Source organism: Streptomyces sp. CNX435 (assembly GCF_059570575.1).
Genome location: NZ_JCANTA010000035.1, coordinates 20,006 through 38,633 on the forward strand (window position 1 = coordinate 20,006; position 18,628 = coordinate 38,633).

14 protein-coding genes are annotated in these 18,628 nt (G+C 72.9%); 2 read left to right on the forward strand and 12 right to left on the reverse strand.

Features of this window, described 5'->3' with window-relative positions; genetic code table 11:
* Window positions 1-7: 7 nt before the first annotated feature.
* The 5 genes from T328_RS33770 to T328_RS33790 form a co-directional block, all read right to left on the reverse strand.
* On the reverse strand, window positions 8-658 hold the full coding sequence (locus T328_RS33770) for an SLATT domain-containing protein (RefSeq protein ID WP_496500070.1): 651 nt from the start codon (window positions 656-658) through the stop codon (window positions 8-10).
* Window positions 659-750: 92 nt separating this feature from the next.
* A complete protein-coding gene (locus tag T328_RS33775; RefSeq protein WP_496500071.1) occupies window positions 751-2,442 on the reverse strand; it encodes a glycoside hydrolase family 13 protein in 1,692 nt (563 codons plus the stop codon).
* A 103-nt stretch (window positions 2,443-2,545) separates the two neighbouring features.
* Window positions 2,546-3,418, reverse strand: coding sequence for a sugar ABC transporter permease (locus T328_RS33780; protein ID WP_496500072.1), 873 nt, complete (start codon window positions 3,416-3,418; stop codon window positions 2,546-2,548).
* On the reverse strand, window positions 3,415-4,353 hold the full coding sequence (locus T328_RS33785; protein WP_496500073.1) for a carbohydrate ABC transporter permease: 939 nt from the start codon (window positions 4,351-4,353) through the stop codon (window positions 3,415-3,417). Before T328_RS33785 ends, T328_RS33780 begins: the two co-directional genes overlap by 4 nt.
* Before the next feature lie 44 nt (window positions 4,354-4,397).
* Window positions 4,398-5,672 carry an extracellular solute-binding protein gene (locus T328_RS33790; protein WP_496500074.1) on the reverse strand — a complete coding sequence of 425 codons (1,275 nt, stop codon included), beginning with the start codon at window positions 5,670-5,672 and terminating at the stop codon, window positions 4,398-4,400.
* A 148-nt stretch (window positions 5,673-5,820) separates the two neighbouring features.
* On the opposite strand from T328_RS33790, the gene T328_RS33795 reads away from it, so the two are divergent.
* A complete protein-coding gene (locus T328_RS33795; RefSeq protein ID WP_496500075.1) occupies window positions 5,821-6,861 on the forward strand; it encodes a LacI family DNA-binding transcriptional regulator in 1,041 nt (346 codons plus the stop codon).
* A gap of 95 nt (window positions 6,862-6,956) precedes the next feature.
* Here the strand turns inward: T328_RS33795 and T328_RS33800 are convergent, their stop codons facing one another.
* A complete protein-coding gene (locus T328_RS33800; protein WP_496500076.1) occupies window positions 6,957-8,390 on the reverse strand; it encodes an alpha-amylase in 1,434 nt (477 codons plus the stop codon).
* Window positions 8,391-8,630: 240 nt separating this feature from the next.
* The gene (locus T328_RS33805) at window positions 8,631-9,734 is read right to left on the reverse strand and encodes an RNA polymerase sigma factor (RefSeq protein WP_496500077.1); all 1,104 of its coding nucleotides are present in this window, start codon (window positions 9,732-9,734) and stop codon (window positions 8,631-8,633) included.
* A 351-nt stretch (window positions 9,735-10,085) separates the two neighbouring features.
* On the opposite strand from T328_RS33805, the gene T328_RS33810 reads away from it, so the two are divergent.
* Window positions 10,086-10,388: an SPX domain-containing protein gene (locus T328_RS33810; RefSeq protein WP_496500078.1), complete on the forward strand. Its 303-nt coding sequence runs from the start codon at window positions 10,086-10,088 to the stop codon at window positions 10,386-10,388.
* Window positions 10,389-10,414: 26 nt separating this feature from the next.
* Here T328_RS33810 and dnaG read toward each other — a convergent pair whose 3' ends face one another.
* The 5 genes from dnaG to nirB all read right to left on the reverse strand — a co-directional run bounded on the left by dnaG (window position 10,415) and on the right by nirB (window position 18,627).
* Window positions 10,415-12,355, reverse strand: a complete 1,941-nt coding sequence (gene dnaG, locus T328_RS33815) for a DNA primase (RefSeq protein ID WP_496500079.1) — start codon at window positions 12,353-12,355, stop codon at window positions 10,415-10,417.
* A 123-nt stretch (window positions 12,356-12,478) separates the two neighbouring features.
* Window positions 12,479-13,774 carry an NAD(P)/FAD-dependent oxidoreductase gene (locus T328_RS33820; RefSeq protein ID WP_496500080.1) on the reverse strand — a complete coding sequence of 432 codons (1,296 nt, stop codon included), beginning with the start codon at window positions 13,772-13,774 and terminating at the stop codon, window positions 12,479-12,481.
* Between the two features lie 328 nt (window positions 13,775-14,102).
* A complete protein-coding gene (locus tag T328_RS33825) occupies window positions 14,103-15,398 on the reverse strand; it encodes a deoxyguanosinetriphosphate triphosphohydrolase (protein WP_496500081.1) in 1,296 nt (431 codons plus the stop codon).
* A gap of 185 nt (window positions 15,399-15,583) precedes the next feature.
* On the reverse strand, window positions 15,584-15,976 hold the full coding sequence (locus tag T328_RS33830) for a nitrite reductase (NAD(P)H) small subunit (protein ID WP_496500082.1): 393 nt from the start codon (window positions 15,974-15,976) through the stop codon (window positions 15,584-15,586).
* Window positions 15,973-18,627, reverse strand: a complete 2,655-nt coding sequence (gene nirB, locus T328_RS33835) for a nitrite reductase large subunit NirB (protein ID WP_496500083.1) — start codon at window positions 18,625-18,627, stop codon at window positions 15,973-15,975. Before nirB ends, T328_RS33830 begins: the two co-directional genes overlap by 4 nt.
* Between the last annotated feature and the right edge of the window lies 1 nt (window position 18,628).

An 18,628-nucleotide genomic window follows, 5' to 3' on the forward strand; every position in this document is an offset into this window, starting at 1 on the left:
CCCCGCCTCACGCCCCCGCGCCCGGTGGCGGACCCGCGTTGTCCTGCAACTGCTGTGCCGTCGCGCGGAACTCCGTCAGCCACTCCGCGGTCTCCGCCTCCACCTGCCGGCGTACGGCCTCCACCAGCGACGTCAGCAGCGCCAGCCGGCGCTCCAGCGCCGCCGGGTCGAGGGGAGCGTCCGTACTGTCAGAGCTGCGCAGCTGCTCCGCCGCCCAGGACATCCGGAAGTCGTTCAGCTCCGCGCGCAGCGCGTGCGCCGCGGTGATGTCGCGCATCCACCCCGACGACAGTCCGAAGAAGTGGTCGAACCCCTTGCACCCCGCCGCCAGCGCCAGCAGCACGTACCCCCAGCCCTGCGGCGGGCCGCCGGAGATGGCGCTCGCCAGCGGGACGAGCGTGCCGGCGACGGCGAGCAGGATCGTCAGGGCGCTGATGACGCGGGAGCCGCGGCGCTTGAGGCGCTTGTCGTGCAGGTACCACTCGACGGCGTCCTCGGCCTCGCGCTCGGCCCAGGTCCGCAGCTCCCGCAGGACCTCCCGCTGCCCGCCCGTCGCCGGCTCCAGGGCGGCGCCGGGGAAGGGGCGGCCCCGTAGGTCGCGGTGCCGCCCCCGTCCGAAGCGGACGTGCGGCGCCGTCCCCGTCTCCTGACCCGGCATCAACTGCCTCCGCGCTCGGCCCAGTCCAGCTCACCGAGGCTATCGGACGGAGCCGGTCCGCCACGCGGGTACGGCGGTCCGTCCCGTACGGTTCAGGCCGCCCCCTCCGTCCCCTCCGCCGACCACCACACCGTGCTGTCCCCCGGCAGCTCCACCTCACCGGCATCGTGCGCAACCTCCGCGCTCGCCAGCAGCACCCGCCCCACCGGGACCGTGATCCGCACCGGCGCGCCCGTGGTGTTCGCCGCGCAGACGAACCCCGCGCCCCCGTCCCCCGACTCCCGCCGGAACAGCAGCACCCCCTCCGGCGCGTCCAGCCACTCCACCCCGTCCCCCGCGCCCAGCGCCGGGTGCTCCCGGCGTACCGCCAGCGCCGCCCGGTACAGCTCCAGCGTCGAGCCCGGGTCGCCGCTCTGCGCCTCGACGCTCAGCTCGCCCCAGCCCGCCGGCTGCGGCAGCCAGCTGCCGCCGGCGCCGAAGCCGTACGAACTCCCCGCCACCGTCCACGGGATCGGCACCCGGCAGCCGTCGCGGAACCCGTCCTGCCCCGCCCCGCGCGCGAACGCCGGGTCCTGCCGCACCTCGTCGGGCAGGTCGGTGACGTCCGGCAGGCCCAGCTCCTCGCCCTGGTAGAGGTACGCGGAGCCGGGCAGCGCGAGCATGAGCAGCGTCGCGGCGCGGGCGCGGCGCAGGCCCAGCGCCGGGTCGCCGGCGGAGCGAAGCTGGGTGCCGAGGCCCGCCGGGTTGGCGAAGCGGGTGGTGTGCCGGGTGACGTCGTGGTTGGACAGCACCCACGTGGCGGGGGCGCCGACGGGGCGCATGGCGGCCAGGGAGGCGTCGATGACGGGGCGCAGCTCGGCGGCGTCCCAGTACGTGCCGAGGTACTGGAAGTTGAACGCCTGGTGCAGCTCGTCGGGGCGTACGTAGTTGGCCGTGCGCTCCACGGTCGGCGTCCACGCCTCGGCGACGCCGATGCGCCGGCCCGGGTACTCCTCCAGGACGCGGCGCCAGCTGCGGTAGATGTCGTGCACGCCGTCCTGGTCGAAGTACGGCACGGTGGCGTTGCCGAGCAGCTTCAGCTGGTCTGCGTCGCCGATGTCGGGCAGCCCGGCGGCCTTGACCAGGCCGTGGGCGGCGTCGACGCGGAAGCCGTCGACGCCCATGTCGAGCCAGAAGCGCAGGATGGAGCGGAACTCGTCGGCGACCGCCGGGTGGTCCCAGTCGAAGTCCGGCTGCTCGGGGGCGAAGAGGTGCAGGTACCACTCGCCGTCGGGACAGCGGGTCCAGGCGGGGCCGCCGAAGATGGACTCCCAGTCGTTGGGCGGCAGTTCGCCGTTCTGGCCCTTGCCCGGGCGGAAGTGGTAGCGGGCGCGCAGCGGGGATCCGGGGCCTTCGGCGAGGGCGCGGCGGAACCACTCGTGCCGATCGGAGGAGTGGTTGGGGACGACGTCCACGATGATCCGCAGGCCCAGCTCGTGGGCGTCGCGGATGAGGGCGTCGGCGTCGTGGAGGGTGCCGTAGACGGGGTCGATGGCGCGGTAGTCGGCGACGTCGTAGCCGCCGTCGGCCTGCGGGGAGGCGTAGAAGGGGCTGAGCCACACCGCGTCCACGCCGAGCCGCGCGAGGTACGGCAGCCGGGCGCGGATGCCGGGCAGGTCGCCGGTGCCGTCGCCGTCGCCGTCGGCGAAGCTGCGCGGATAGACCTGGTAGATCACCGCGTCGCGCCACCAGTCGAGGGCATCGGCGGAGTCGGCGGCCGTACGGGCGGCAAGGTGCTGGGTCATGTGTTCCCCGGGTCGTGGAGTGGGCGGGCGGCCGTGCGGGCCGCGTCCAGTGGCTTGCGGGTGGGGGCGTAGCAGCAGAGGGGCGTAGCAGAGGAGAGGAGGCTTACGACTTGGCGGCGCCGGCCGTCAGGCCGGTCACCAGATGGCGCTGGACGAGGTAGAAGAACGCGGCCGCGGGGATCCCGATGAGCACGCCGGTGGCGGCCATCAGGTTCCACTGCTGGTCGTGCTCGCTGACGAAGGTCGCCAGGCCGATCGGCAGGGTGTACTTGTCGGAGCTGAGCATGAACACCGACGCGAAGGCGAACTCCGCCCACGCGGTGATGAAGGTGTAGAACGCCGCGACCGCCATCCCCGGCCGGGCCAGCGGCAGCACCAGCCGCCAGAACGTACCGAAGGGCGTGAGCCCGTCGACCCGGCCGGCCTCGTCGATCTCGTGTGGGATGGTGTCGAAGTAGCCCTTGAGCAGCCAGGCGCAGTACGGCACGGCCTGGGTGAGGTTGACGGCGATCAGCGCCCAGTACGTGTCCAGCAGGTCGAGCCCGGCCAGGATGTTGTACAGCGGCACGATGAGGATCGCGAACGGGAACATCTGCGTGACCAGGAACGTCCACATCAGCTGCCGGTGGCCGGGGAAGCGCATGCGCGAGACGGCGTACGCGGCGCTGGCGGAGACGAAGACGCCGACCAGGCAGGTGCCGAGGCTGACGATCAGCGAGTTGCCGGCCCAGCGGAGGAAGTCGGTGTCGGACAGCACGGTCGTGTAGTTCGACAGGCTGATCTTCCCGGCGATCTCGCCGGCGTGCAGGAAGTCGGTCTTGTCGGGGCCGAGGGAGATCCAGGCGAGCCAGGCGACCGGGAAGAGCGCGATGAAGCTCGCCAGGAGCAGCGTGCCGTGCAGCGCGACGGACGCGGCGGTGCCGCGCTCGCCGCGGCGGCGCGGGCGGGAGGCGGCGGGGCGGTGCGGGCGGGTCATCGGACGGCCGCCTCCTCGTTGCGGTTCAGCCAGCGCCGGTAGACCGACACCAGCACGACGAGCATGGACAGGATGATCACGCCGTACGCGGCGGAGCCGGCGTAGTCCCGCGGCGTCTGGCCGAAGCCCAGCCGGTACGCCCAGGTCACCAGGATCTCGGTGTCCGGCGCGGTGGAGCCGAACAGCAGGAAGATGACGATGAACTGGTTGAACGTCCAGATGACGCCCAGCATGATCACCGTGCTGCTCACCGCGCGCAGCCCGGGCAGCGTCACGTACCGGAACCGCTGCCAGGGCGTGGCGCCGTCCGTCTCGGCGGCCTCGTACAGCTCGTTCGGGATCGACTGCAGCCCGCCGAGCAGCGAGACCATCATGAACGGCACCCCGCACCAGGTGTTGACGACGATCGCCGCCGTCCGCTGCCAGAACGGCTCGCTGAGCCAGGCCGGTTCGGGCATGCCGACGGAGGCGAACGCGGAGTTCAGCACCCCTCCGTCGGCGAGGATCATTCGCCAGGAGAAGACGGTGACGAACGTCGGCACCGCCCAGGGCAGGATCAGCGCCAGCCGGTAGACCGTGCGCCCGCGCATCCTGCGGTTGAGCAGGACGGCGAGGCCCAGGCCGATGCCGTAGTGCAGGGCGACGCAGGCCGCGGTCCAGAACAGCGTCCAGACGAGCTGCTTCCAGAAGGTGTCGGCGGCGCTGCCGGTGAGGATCTCGACGTAGTGGTCGAAGCCGACGAAGGAGAAGCTGTCCGGGATCTCGTTGACGCCGATGGTGCGGCCGACGTTGTCGCTGGTGGCGTCGGTCAGCGACAGGTAGATGCCGCGGCCCAGCGGGTACGCCACGAGCACGGCCAGCACGGCGGCCACCGGGGCCACCATGGCGTAGGCGTACCAGTGACGGCTGTACGACTTCTTGAGGCTGCTGATCACTTCGGTGCCCTTCCGGCGCGCTGCGGCTCTACGGCTCTGCGGCTCTACGCGAAGTCGGGGACCAGCTCGCCGAACTTCTCGGCGGTGGCGTCGAGTCCGTCCTCGACGCCGGTGTCGCCCTTGAGGATCGCGGTGAGGTTCTGCGCGAAGTCGTCGCCGAGCAGCGTGCTGTACTCGGGCAGCGCGGGGCGCGGCTGGGCGGTGTCGGCGAGGACCCGCTGGTAGTCGGCGATGCCGGGGGCGGCCTTGACCTCGTCGGTGTAGGCGGAGGTGCGGGTGGGCAGGGTGCCGTTCTTCAGCGCGATCTTCGACTGGGTCTGGGCGGAGGTCATCCAGCCGACGAACTCCTTCGCGGCCTCCTGGTGCGCCTCGTCGGAGCCGTTGTAGACGGAGAGGTTGTGGCCGCCGGTGGGGGCGCCGGCCTCGCCGGTGGAGCCGGCCGGGACGGGGGCGATGCCGAGGTCGGCCTTGTCCTTGAAGGCGGATCCGGCGTAGACGTTCGTCAGCTCCCAGGGACCCTGGATGATCATGGCGACCTTGCCGCCCACGAAGGCGTCCTGCATGTGGGCGTAGGCGTCGGCGGTGACGTCCAGGTCGGCGGTGCCGGGCGCGTCGACGATCTCCTTGGCCTTCTCCACGCCGGTGACGGCGCCGGGCGAGTTGACGGTGATCTTCCCCGCCTGGGCGTCGACCATGTCGGTGCCCTCGCCGAAGAGGAACGGCAGGGTGTAGTACGGGTCCTTGTTGAGCCAGAAGCCGTCGGCGCCGGTCTTGTCCTCGACGTCGGCGGCGACGTCCATCAGCTCGTCCCAGTCGGCGGGCGGCGCGTCGTGGCCGGCCTTCTTCAGCAGGTCCTTGTTCCACATCAGCGCGAGCGTGTCGGTGACGATCGGGGCGCCGTAGGTCGTGCCCTCGTACTGCGCCTGCTTGAGCAGCGACGGCGTGAAGTCGTCCGGCTTCGCGAGCGCGGCGGTGTCGTCGAGCGGGGCGAGGAACTGCGACTTGGCCCAGGAGGCGGTCCAGCCGACCTCGGTGCGGATGACGTCGGGGGCGCCCTTGGTGCCGGCGGCGGTGGTGAACTTGTTCTGCGCCTGGTCGAAGGGGACGTTGACGTACTCGACCTTGATGTCCGGGTGGGCCTTCTCGAACTCCTTGATCAACGCTTTGTACGTCGGCGCCTCGTTGGTGGCGTTGGAGGTGTCCCACCAGGTGATCGTCACGGGCCCGCCGGCGCTCCCGCCGTCGCCGTCGTCACCGCAGGCCGTCGCCACCAGCGCAAGTGATGCGGCCAGGGCGGTGGCGGCTATGCCACGTCGCATAGTGAACTCTCCTTCAACAGGGAACCGCGACCGCACAGCGCGGCGCCGGACGCCGAGGAAGCTAACAGGATTGAAATGCCACCGAAAGACCTTGCAAGAGATTTCTGCAAGGAGTTACGGTCGCATCCGAGAACCAGGGAGGCACGACGTGCGCCAGGAACAGTCAGGTCCCGCGACCGCGCGGCTCGCCGACCTCGCGGCCCAGGCCGGGGTGAGCGAGGCCACGGTCAGCCGGGTGCTGAACGGCAGGCCGGGCGTGGCGGACACCACCCGGCAGGCCGTGCTGGCCGCGCTCGACGTGCTCGGCTACGAGCGGCCGGTGAAGCTGCGCCGGCGCAGCGCGGGCCTGATCGGCCTGCTCATACCCGAGTTGGACAACCCGATCTTCCCCGGCTTCGCCCAGGTCATCGGCCAGGCCCTGACCCGGCAGGGCTATACCCCGGTACTGGCCGCGCAGACGCCCGGCGGCTCGACCGAGGACGAGCTGACCGAGATGCTCGTGGAGCGCGGCGTGGACGGCATCGTCTTCGTCTCCGGGCTGCACGCCGACACCACCGCCGACATGGAGCGCTACACGCGGCTGCGCGGCAAGGGCGTGCCGTTCGTGATGATCAACGGGTACTCGGAGAAGTTCCAGGGCACGTTCATCTCCCCCGACGACCGGGACGCGATGCGGCTGTCGGTGACCCACCTGGCCTCCCTGGGCCACCGCCGGATCGGGCTCGCGCTCGGACCCGGCCGCTTCGTGCCCGTACAGCGGAAGGTCGAGGGGTTCCTCGACTCCCTGCGCGAGGTGCTGTCCGTGACCGAGGCGGACGCGCGGGCGGACATCGAGCACTCGCTGTACTCGCTGGAGGGCGGGCAGGCCGCCGCGGCGGCGCTGCTGGACCGCGGCTGCACGGCCATCGTGTGCGCCAGCGACATGATGGCGCTGGGCGCGATCCGCGCGGCGCGGCAGCGGGGGCTGGCGGTGCCGCGGCAGGTGTCGGTGGTGGGATACGACGACTCGCCGCTGATCGCCTTCACCGACCCGCCGCTGACGACGGTGCGCCAGCCGGTGACGGCCATGGGGCAGGCGGCGGTGCGGGCGCTGCTGGAGGAGATCGGCGGCACGCCGGCGCCGCACAGCGAGTTCGTCTTCCACCCGGAGCTGGTGGTGCGGGGGTCGACGGCCTCGGCACCCGCGTAAGCGGCTCCGCCGCCGGGCCCGGGTGCCAAAACCGCTCCGCCGGGCCCGGGTGCCATAACAAAGAGATGAATCTGGGGGCTATGCCCCCAGACCCGCTACGGATGGAACGCGACGGCGCCCTTGGCGGGCAGGTCGAGCGTTGCCCGGCCGCCCGCGACGGTGACCTTCGTGGCGCAGCCGTCGAGCACGTTGCAGTACTCGCCGTCCGCGACCGCCGTGCCGAACTCCTGGCTCAGCCGCTCTCCGGTGTTGTTGATCGCCAGGAACCCGCGGTCGCCGCGGCCGAAGCCGACGACGTTGCCGCGCGGCGACTGCCAGTCGGTGACGTCCGCGTCGCCGACGGCGTTGCGCCAGCCGACCATCCCCGTGATGCGCGGGTCGCGGTCCAGGCAGTACCAGCCGGCGCCGCAGTCGGTGCCGGTGACGAAGCCGCCGGCGTCGGCGGGCGGCGAGTCGTCGTTGCCGGCGAACTCGAAGCCCGCGTAGACCGTGGGCGGCGCGTGCTTCCAGCCCAGCTGGAAGACGTTGGCCAGCACGGCGGTGTCGCCGTCCTTGTACGTCAGGTGCCGGCCGTTGCGCTCGGTGTCGTGGTTGGTGACGAACGACACCGAGTTCTGCGCCGGCAGCAGGCCCTGGTCGGGGCCGAGGTTCTCCAGCTGGGCGATGTCGCCCTGGAAGGCGGCCTTCAGCCGGTCGCCGAAGAAGAAGTCCAGCACCTTGCCGCTGCCGTAGTACTCGTCGGGCGTGGGGGTGCCGCCGGGGAAGACCTCGTGGAAGACGAACGGCCGCCCGCCGGCCGCGGTGTCGTCCAGCCGGCCCGCGACGGCCTCCAGGTCGGCGGCGGGGATGTGCTTGGCGGCGTCCACGCGGAAGCCGGAGACGCCCCGGGCGATCTGGGAGTTGAGATATCCGGCGAGCTTGTCGCGTACGGAGTCGCTGCCGGTCTTCAGGTCCGGCAGGCCGAGCAGCTCGCAGTTCTGCACCTCCCACTTGTCGTCCCAGTTGCCGATCTCGCGGTTGCAGACGTCGACGTTGTAGTCCGCCCGGGAGTACATGGGCGGCGCGTACTTGTCGCCGAGCGCGGTGCCGGCGTAGCCGGTGCCGGTCTGCGCGGCGGTGTGGTTGACGACGGCGTCGGTGTAGACGGCGACGCCGGCGCCGTTGCAGGCGGCGGTCATGGCGGTGAAGTCGGCCTCGCTGCCGAGGCGGCCGTTGAGCGCGTAACTGTAGGGCTGGTAAACGTCCCACCAGTGGTGCTGGGGATGGGAAAGGGACTCGGCGGGGGGCGCCACCCAGACGGCGGCGTACCCGGCGGGGCCGAGGACGTCGGTGCACTCGGCGGCGACCGACTTCCAGTTCCAGGACCACAGGTTGGCGATGACGTCGTTGCCGGCGGCGGCCGGCTTGGTGCTGGCGTGCGTGGTGCTGGCCTGCGTGGCGGCGGGCAGCAGCCCGAGCACGAGAGCGGCGAGTGCCGTCCCGGGCAGCAGGCGTGAGCCGCGCAGCCGTGCACGTACCGGATGAGCCATGTGTACCCTCCTCGCTTCGGAGAGCTGACGCGCCACAGCCACATCGGTGTATCGGTGTTCGGGGTGAAAGATTTTGCAGAGCGACCGTAGAGGGCGCGCCGGAACGCCGTCAACCCATAGGAAAGATGCTTGCAAGGTCTTTCAACGCGGCCCCGGCGGTGTTAACTTCGCAGGCGCCGGTCCGGCCGGGCGGGGGTCCTTCACCGGCCCCACGCGCCCGTCCGGCCGGACCGGTTTCCCTCAGTCCAGGTAGCCGCGCAGCTGGTCCGCGAAGGCGTGGTCCCGCAGCTTGTTGAGCGTCTTGGACTCGATCTGCCGGATCCGCTCGCGCGTCACGCCGAAGATGCGGCCGATCTCCTCCAGCGTCCGCGGCCGGCCGTCGATCAGCCCGTAGCGCAGCTGCACGACCTTGCGCTCGCGCTCGCCGAGCGTGGACAGCACCGCCTCCAGGTGCTCGCGCAGCAGCAGGAACGCCGCTGACTCCACGGGCGACGCGGCGTCGCCGTCCTCGATGAGGTCGCCGAGCGCGACGTCCTCCTCCTCGCCGACCGGCGCGTGCAGCGACACCGGCTCCTGCGCCAGCCGCAGCACCTCGCTCACCCGCTCCTCGGGCAGCCCGAGGTGAGTGGCGACCTCTTCAGGCGTCGGCTCGTAGCCGCGCTCCTGGAGCATGCGGCGCTGGACGCGTACGACGCGGTTGATCAGCTCGACGACGTGCACCGGCACCCGGATCGTGCGGGCCTGGTCGGCGAGGGCGCGGGACATGGCCTGGCGGATCCACCAGGTCGCGTACGTGGAGAACTTGTAGCCGCGGGCGTAGTCGAACTTCTCCACCGCGCGTATCAGCCCGAGGTTGCCCTCCTGGACGAGGTCGAGCATCGTCAGCCCGCGGCCCACGTACCGCTTGGCGACGGAGACGACGAGGCGCAGGTTCGCCTCGATCAGCCGGCGCTTGGCCATGCGGCCCAGCACCACGAGCCGGTCCAGGTCCAGCGCGAGCTGCGTGACCAGGTCCGGCTCGCTGGCCAGCTTCGCCTCGGCGAACAACCCGGCCTCGACCCGCCGCGCCAGCTCCACCTCCTCGGCGGCGCTGAGGAGCGGAATCCGGCCGATCTCGCGCAGGTACTGGCGGAACAGGTCGGACGAGGGCCCGCCGCGCTCGGGCCGCACGGCAGACGCCGGCGGCGGCGCGGGCGGCGCCGGCTCACCGGCGGCCGAGGGCTCGTCGAGCCCCGCCGGAGCCCCGTTCGGCAGGGTCAGGACGTCCGGCGCGCCGTCGCGCGCGGGCCGTACGGAGGAGTTGAGGGTCTGGGTCTGCACGGGGGCGACCTCCAGGGTGGTCACTGCCGGTTCGGGGACGTGGGGCAGCGGAACGGCTGCGGCGTACTCGCCGCCTTCCGTCCCGATCGTGGATAGCGGATCCCTGGCGGGTTGTCGCCCCTTCCGGGCAACACCGCCACGCTCCGAGGACTCAGGCACCGCCCCCAGTGTGGGGTACGACACAGGCCGGGCAGTAGGGTCGTGCGGCCACTATTTGTGTCTGTGCCGTGACCGGATGGTTACGCAACGGGCGAATGCGCACGCTCGGGGCAGCGGTTCCTTGCGTAGTGTGACAGTGTGGTCACACGGTGATTTGACCTTCATGCGCTCTGACGGCAACGCTTGCTCCCTCGGCACGGGAAGGACCGTTGCTTCATGGGTGAGATCGACGAGTTGCGCCGACGCCTCGACACGCTGGAGGCACAGGTACACGAGGTGACCGAACAACAGGCCGCCACCCGGCATCTGGCGGTCAACGCGGACCACGGCGTGGCTGCGTTGCAGGATCACCGGCGCACCGACGTGCAGTTGCTCCAGGCTCTACGGACGACTCAGCTCGACCAAGGCAAAATCCTTGAAGAGCACAGCAGACTGCTCGGTGTACTGGTGTCCGGGCAGGTGGCCATCATGGAGCATCTCGGGATCAACCCGCCGGAGACGGCCGCCGAAGGCGGCTGACCCGGCGTCGCCCCTCCGCGTCCGCGTCAAAGCGCAGCGGCGCCGCGGGCGCGGAGGGATTCGCGGTACTGCTGGAGCGTCCACAGCTCCTGCTGCGCCGCCTCGAACTGATCCGGTGGGCCCTGCGCGCCCAGGCGGTGGACCGTGCTGCGGACGTCGTCGATGCGGCGGTCCACCGCCGCCAGGCGGACGCCGGCGAGCTGTTCGCCCGCGTAGATCGCGTCGGGTTCGCGGCGGCTGCGCAGCGGTTCCACGGCCAGCTCCGTGATCAGCGACCGGACGCCGTCGTCGGGGGCCGCGTCGCGGACGCGGGCCAGGTAGGCGGCGTCGTCGCCCGCGGCGGCCACGCCGCCGGCGGTGTCGATGGCGGCGCGGACCGTGGCGTAGGGGGCGGCGGTGAACTCGTCGGCGAGGTAGGCGTCGAAGGCGGGGGCGACCAGCTTGGGGTGCTGCAGCGCGAGCTTCAGCAGCTCGCGCTCGACGTGCAGGGCCGGGGTCCGCAGGTACAGCGCGGGGCCGCCGGCGGCGGGCGGCGCGCCGACGGTACGCCCCGGACCCGGGCCCTGCCCGGCGCCGGCGCCCTGCGCCGGGCCGTGTCCCCGGCCCGGTCCGCCCCGGCCGCGGCCCGGGCCGCCCTGCGACGCGTACCGCGCGAGCTGCCGTACCCGGTTGATCACGAACCGCTCGTCCAGGATCCCCAGCATCCCCCCCAGCCGCACCGCGTAGTCGTGCTGGATCGAGACGTCCTTGATCCGCGCCACCACCGGCGCCGCCTGCTCCAGCGCGGCCGAACGGCCCTCCGCCGTATCCAGGTTGTGCTGCGTGACGAACGAGCGGATCGCGAACTCGAACAGCGGCGAGCGGTCCTCGACCAGCTGCTGCACCGCCTCGTCGCCCTTCGCGAGCCGCAGGTCGCACGGGTCCATGCCGCCCGGGCTCACCGCGATCGACGTACGGGCCGCGAACTTCTGGTCGTCCTCGAAGGCGCGCAGCGCCGCCTTCTGCCCGGCCGCGTCGCCGTCGAACGTGAACACGACCTCGGAGCGGGAGTTGTCCGTGAGCACCCGCCGCAGGATCTTCACGTGCTCGCCGCCGAACGCCGTGCCGCACGTCGCGATGGCCGTCGTCACCCCGGACAGGTGGCAGGCCATCACGTCCGTGTACCCCTCGACGACGACCGCCCGGCCCTGCTTGCCGATGTCCCGCTTGGCCAGGTCGATCCCGTACAGCACCTGGGACTTGCGGTAGATCGGCGTCTCCGGCGTGTTCAGGTACTTCGGTCCGTTGTCGTCGTCGCGCAGCCGCCGGGCGCCGAAGCCGACGACCTCGCCGGTGATGTCCCGGATCGGCCACACCAGCCGCCCCCGGAACCGGTCGATGGGCCCGCGGCGGCCGTCCTGCGCCAGCCCGGAGAGCGTCAGCTCCTTGTCCGTGAACCCCCTGCCGCGCAGGAACCGCGTCAGGTGGTCCCAGCCGGCCGGCGCGTACCCCACGCCGAAGCGCTCCGCCGCCGCCTGGTCGAACCCCCGCTCCGCCAGGAACCCGCGGCCGATCTCCGCCTCCGCGGACCCCAGTTGCTCGGCGTAGAACTGCGCGGCGGCCTTGTGCGCCTCCAGCAGCCGGGTCCGCTCGCCCTGCTGGCGGCCGGGGGTGTATCCGCCCTCCTCGTACCGCAGGGTGATGCCGGCCTGGGCGGCGAGGCGCTCGATGGTCTCGGAGAAGGACAGGTGCTCGACCTTCATGACGAAGTCGACCGTGTCCCCGCCTTCCTGGCACCCGAAGCAGTGGTAGAGGCCCTTTGCCGGGCTTACGTGGAACGACGGGGACTTCTCGTCGTGAAAGGGGCACAGGCCCTTGAGGTTTCCGCCGCCGCCGGGGCGGAGCTGCAAGTACTCGGAGACGACGGCGTCGATCGGAACCGCGTTCCTGACCGCCCTCACGTCGTCATCGTTGATCCTGCCTGCCACGAGTGCAGTCTACGGCCGGGCGCCGACAGCCACGGCCGTCAGGCGCGAGAGGGCGGAGACGCGCCACGGGCCCGCGACCGTCTCCTGCCCGGTCGCGGGCCCGCCGCGGCGGTCGGACGCGCCCTACCCGAGCAGGTCCGCCAGCGGCACCGCCGGGTCGCCCAGGCGCTCCGGGTCCACCCGCGCGCCGGAGCGGATCAGGTTCTGGATGCCCTCGGTGACGTCCCACACGTTCATGTTCATCCCCGCCAGCACCCGGCCCTCCTTCAGCCAGAACGCGATGAACTCCCGCCGCCCGACGTCGCCGCGGCACACCACCTGGTCGTACGACCCGGGCGGCGCGTGCCCCGAGTACTCCAGGCCCATGTCGTACTGGTCGGAGAAGAAGTACGGCACGCGGTCGTACGTGACGTCCTGGCCGAGCATCGCGCGGGCCGCGGCCGGGCCGCCGTTGAGCGCGTTCGCCCAGTGCTCCACCCGCAGGTGGCCGCCGCCCGCGGCGGGGGAGACGGCGGCGTGGGAGCCGGCGGCGGGGTGAGAGACGGCGGCGACGTCGCCGGTGGCGTAGATGTCCGGGTCGGAGGTGCGCAGCGAGGGGTCGGTGGCGATGCCGCCGCCCTGCTCGCGCGGCACCACGTCGAGCCCGGCGGCCTCGGCGAGCGCGGTGCGCGGGGCGGCGCCGATGGCGGCCAGCACGTCGTGCGCCGGGTGCTCCTCGCCGTCGTCGGTGAGCGCGGCCAGCACCATGCCGTCCTTGCCGGTGATCGCCGTCAGCCGGGCGCCGAAGTGGAACCGCACGCCGTGCTCGCTGTGCAGGTCGACGAAGACCTGGCCGATCTCCGGGCCGACGACCGCGTGCAGCGGCGTGGGCTCCGGCTCGACGACGGTGACCTCCGCCCCGTACGAGCGCGCCGCCGCGGCCACCTCCAGGCCGATCCAGCCGGCGCCGGCGATGACGAGCTGACCGTTGTCGCGGCCGAGGGCGGCGAGGACGCCGCGCAGCAGCTCGGCGTGGGCGAGGCGGCGCAGGTGGTGGACGCCGGCGAGGTCGGTGCCGGGGATGTCGAGCCGGCGCGGCTCGGCGCCGGTGGCCAGGAGCAGCTTGTCGTAGTGCACTCGGGTGCCGTCGCCGAGGGTCACGGCCTTCGCGGCGCGGTCCAGCGCGGTGACGGTCTGCCCGAGGTGCAGCTCGACCTCGGCCTCCGCGTACCAGCCGGACGGCTGGGCGAAGACGCTGTCGCGCTCTTCCTTGCCGAGGAGGTAGCCCTTGGACAGCGGCGGTCGCTCGTACGGGTGGTCGCGCTCGTCGCAGATGAGGATGACCCGGCCGCTGAATCCTTCCGATCGCAGCGTCTCCGCCGCTTTCGCACCGGCCAGTCCTCCTCCGACGATGACGAACGTCTGATGTGCGTCGACCACTTCACGCCCTCCTCTGGCTTCCGGGCCCCGACCATCCATTTTGCCGTGTCCTCGGTCGCGTTGCCGCCACCGCGAGCCTCCCGCACGGAGCGTGGGGGCGGAAGGGGGAGGCTCGCCAGGGCTGTGCGGGCGGAGGGGTGGCGGACGGGGCGGGCGGCGGGGTGGGCGCGCGCGCCGGGGCGCGGCCGGGTGGTGGGGAAACGGGCTGGTGGGGACGGTGAGGAGCGGGCACGGGGGCGGGACCTTACCCCGGTACCCGACCGGGGGCGCTATCGGGTCCGCGCCCGCCCCCGCGCCCACCGGCGCGCCGGTGGCCGGATCTCGCCGTTCACCTCGTCAGGCGCGCGTGCAGCCGCCGCGCCGCCGCGTCCGTGAGCGCCGCGATCTGGTCCACCACCGCCCGCAGCCGCCCCGCGTCGTCCGCCGCCTGGCCGTACAGCGCGCGGAACTGCGGGTCAAGACCCGCCGGCGCCCCCGCGGTCAGCGCCTCCGCCAGCTCCGCCAGCACGACCCGCTGGTCCGCCCGCAGCCGCGCCTGGTCCGGCCGCTGCATCACGAACCGGTCCGCGACCGCCTTCAGCACCGCGCACTCCAGCCGCACCGGCCGCGGCACGATCAGCTCGGCGGCGTAGCGGGACAGCGGGCCCGTGCCGTACGCGGCGCGCGTGGCGCCCTCGGCGGCGAGGCAGAACCGGCCGATGAGCTGGCTGGTGGCGTCCTTGAGGCGGGCCTGCGCGGCGGCGGTGCCGTCGTAGCCGTGCGGCCACCACTCCTGGGCGAGCAGCCGGTCGAGCGCGTCGGCCAGTTCGGCCGCGGCCGTGCCCGGGGCGTAGCGGCCGGCGGCGACGGCGAGGACCTCCGCGCGCTCCGGCCCGGCGAGCAGCATCGCGGGGTCGAGGTGCCCGGCGTGCAGGCCGTCCTCGACGTCGTGCACGGAGTACGCCACGTCGTCGGACCAGTCCATGACCTGCGCCTCGAAGCAGGTGGCCGGCGCGGGCGCGGCGGGCACGCCGGCGCGCAGCCAGTCGAAGACCGGCAGGTCGTCGGGGTAGACGCCGAACTTGACCGGGTCCGGCGCACCTGTCCGGCCGGGCGCGCCGCCGCGTGGCCAGGGGTATTTGGTGGCGGCGTCCAGGGCCGCCCGGGTGAGGTTGAGTCCGACGGGCCGGCCGTCGGCGGTGAAGCGCTTGGGCTCCAGCCGGGTGAGCAGGCGCAGCGACTGCGCGTTGCCCTCGAAGCCGCCGCAGGGCGCGGCCAGCTCGTCGAGGACCTGCTCGCCGTTGTGCCCGAACGGCGGGTGGCCGAGGTCGTGCGCGAGGCACGCGGTCTCGACGAGGTCGGGGTCGCAGCCGAGAGCGGCGCCCAGCTCGCGGCCGACCTGGGCGCACTCCAGCGAGTGCGTGAGCCGGGTGCGGGGCGTGGCGTCGGCGAACGTCACGGTCTGGTCGCTCTCGGCCGCGCCGTCGTCGCTGACGCCGGGCGTGACGACCTGGGTCTTGCCCGCGAGCCGGCGCAGCGCGGCGGAGTGCAGCACGCGGGCGCGGTCGCGCTGGAAGGCGGTGCGGCCGGGGCGCTTGTCGGGCTCGGGGGCCCAGCGTTCGAGGTCGGCGTCGGTGTACCCCATGGGTCGAACGGTAGCCCGGGCGCGCCGCGGGGGTCCGCGGCGGTACGGGCCGGCCCCTGCCCGTACGGAGGTGGACCCCCCGGAGCGGCACCTGCTCGTACGGACGTGGACCCCCCGGTTCGTACGGAACCGTCGTCCACGGTCCGTACGAACGCGGGCCCCCGGCCCCCGGTCCGTACCCCCCGCTACGCCGTCACCTCCGCGATCCGCGTCGCATACACCGGCACGGCCACCTCCTCGTCGTCCAGGCAGCGGCCGGTCTCCAGGTCGAAGCGCTGCTTCAGCAGCGGCGACGCCACGAACGGCCGGCTCCCCTGGGAGGAGGGTGTCGACCCCATTAGCCCCCGCGACAGCACGTACGCCCCGGTGAACGGGTCGCGGTTGCCGATCGCGTAGGCGTCGCCGGTGCGGCCGAGGAAGACCGCGGCCTGCGTGCCGTCCGGAAGCAGCGCCGCGACGCCGCGGCCGTGGGTGAGCAGGCCGAGGTCGCACACCGGGTGCCAGCCGGCCGCGGTGCGGATCTCGACGCGCAGCACGGTCCGCGCGGGGGCGTCCGCCGTCGTCATCGTCGTCGTCATGCGGATGCTCCTTCCAGGGCCCCGCGCACCGGGATGGCGGGGCCTGACAGCAGGGTGAGGTCGGGCTTGACCTGGTCGCGCTCGGGGACGAACTGCACGGTGGGGTCCGGCACGCCCGGCGCGTTGACGAACGAGACGAAGCGCGCCAGCCGCTCCGGGTCGGCCAGGGTGGCGGCCCACTCGTCGCGGTAGTGCGCGACGTGCGCGGCCATCAGCTCCTCCAGCTCGGCCGCGATGCCGAGCGAGTCGTCGACGACGACGTCCCGCAGGTGATCGAGGCCGCCCTCCAGCCGCCCCAGCCATACCGAGGTGCGCTCCAGCCGGTCCGCGGTGCGGATGTAGAACATCAGGAACCGGTCGATGAGCCGTATCAGCTCCTCGTCGGTGAGGTCCTGGGCGAGCAGGTCGGCGTGGCGCGGGGTGGCGCCGCCGTTGCCGCAGACGTACAGGTTCCAGCCGTTCGCGGTGGCGATGACGCCGAAGTCCTTGCCCTGCGCCTCGGCGCACTCGCGCGAGCAGCCGGAGACTGCGCTCTTCAGCTTGTGCGGCGAGCGCAGCCCGCGGTAGCGCAGCTCCAGGTCGATGGCCATGCGGACGCTGTCCTGCACGCCGTAGCGGCACCAGGTGGACCCGACGCAGGACTTCACGGTGCGCAGCGCCTTGCCGTACGCGTGCCCGGACTCGAACCCGGCGTCGACCAGGCGGGCCCAGATGGCCGGGAGCTGGTCGACGCGGGCGCCGAAGAGGTCGATGCGCTGGCCGCCGGTGATCTTCGTGTAGAGCCCGAAGTCGCGCGCCACCTCGCCGAGCACGATCAGCTTCTCGGGGGTGATCTCGCCGCCGGGTACGCGCGGGACGACGGAGTACGAGCCGTTGCGCTGGAGGTTGGCGAGGAAGTGGTCGTTGGTGTCCTGGAGGGCGCCCTGCTCACCGTCGAGCACGTAGCCGTCGGCGCCGATGACCGGCGCGAGCGAGGCGAAGATCGAGGCGACGGCCGGCTTGCAGACCTCGCAGCCGTCGCCGCTGCGGGCCTCCTCGCGGCCGTGCTCGTCGAGGAGGCGGACGTAGGAGCTGATGCGCTTGACGCGGACGATCTCGTACAGCTCGGTCCTGGTGTGGGCGAAGCAGCGGCACAGGCCCTTGTCGACGGCGACGCCGCGCGCCTCCAGCTCGTCGTTGACGAGCGCGGTGATGACCTTCACGCAGGAGCCGCAGCCGGAGCCGGCGCGGGTGCACTTCTCGACCTCGCGGGCGGTGGTGCAGTCGTGGTCGGCGACGGCGCCGCGGATGGCGGCCTTGGTGACGTTGTGGCAGTTGCAGACGACGGCGTCGTCGGGGAGCGCGGACGGCCCGAGGGCGACGGGGGCACCGGCGCCGGGGGGCAGCACGAGCTGCTCGGGCGGGACGGGCGGGACGCTGCCGGTGAGGGGGCGGAGCATGCCGTACGCGTCGGTGTCGCCGACGAGGACGCCGCCGAGGAGGGTGCCGTCGCGGTCGACGACGAGCTTCTTGTAGAGGCCGGCGCGGGAGTCGGAGTAGACGACGTCGAGGCAGCCGTCGGCGGCGCCGAGGGCGTCGCCGAAGGAGGCGACGCCGACGCCGAGGAGCTTGAGTTTGGTGGAGGTGTCGGCGCCGGTGAAGGTCTTGGCGGCGGCGGCCGCGGGGGGCGCCGGCTGCGCCGCGGCGATCGCGGCGGCGGCGGTCTCGGCCATGTCGTACCCGGGTGCCACCAGCCCGTACACCCGGCCGTCTGCGGCCTGCGCGCACTCCCCGATGGCGAAGACCGCGGGGTCGGAGGTCCGGCACCGCTCGTCCACGGCGACGCCGCCGCGCTCGCCGACGTCCAGGCCCGCCTCGCGGGCGAGCTGGTCGCGGGGGCGTACGCCGGCGGAGAAGACGACGAGGTCCGCGGCGACGGCCGAGCCGTCCGACAGCTCCATCGCCGTCACGGCGCCCGCCTCGTCGGTACGGATTTCTTTCCCGGCGACGCCGGTGTGCACGTCGAGCCCCATGTCGCCGATGGTGCGGCGCAGTGCCGCGCCGCCGCCCTCGTCGACCTGTACGGGCATGAGCCGGGGCGCGAACTCCACGATGTGCGTCTGCAGCCCCAGCCCCTGCAGCGCGCCGGCCGCCTCCAGGCCCAGCAGCCCGCCGCCGACGACGACGCCGGCGGTCGCGCCCTGCGCGTACGCCTCGATGGCCAGCAGGTCGTCGACGGTGCGGTAGACGAAGCAGCCGCGGGCGTCCTTGCCGGGGACCGGTGGGACGAAGGGGTACGAGCCGGTGGCCAGCACCAGCACGTCGTACCCGACGGTGCGGCCGGCGGCGGAGGTGACGGTGCGTGCCTCGCGGTCGACGGCGACGACGGGGTCGTCGACGTGCAGTTCGATGCCGTGCTCGGCCATGAAGCCGGCGGGGGTGACGGACAGCTCGTCGGGGGTGGTGCCGGAGAAGTAGGAGGTGAGGTGCATGCGGTCGTAGGCGGGGCGGGGCTCTTCGCAGAAGACGATGACGCGGTCGGTGTCGGTGACGCCGTGCTCGGCGAGCGCTTCGAGGAAGCGCTGGCCGACCATGCCGTGGCCGACGAGAACGAGGGTGCGGGGCGCCTGCGGCGGCTGCGGGGTCGGCGGCGTGCGGGTGGTCGTCGACATC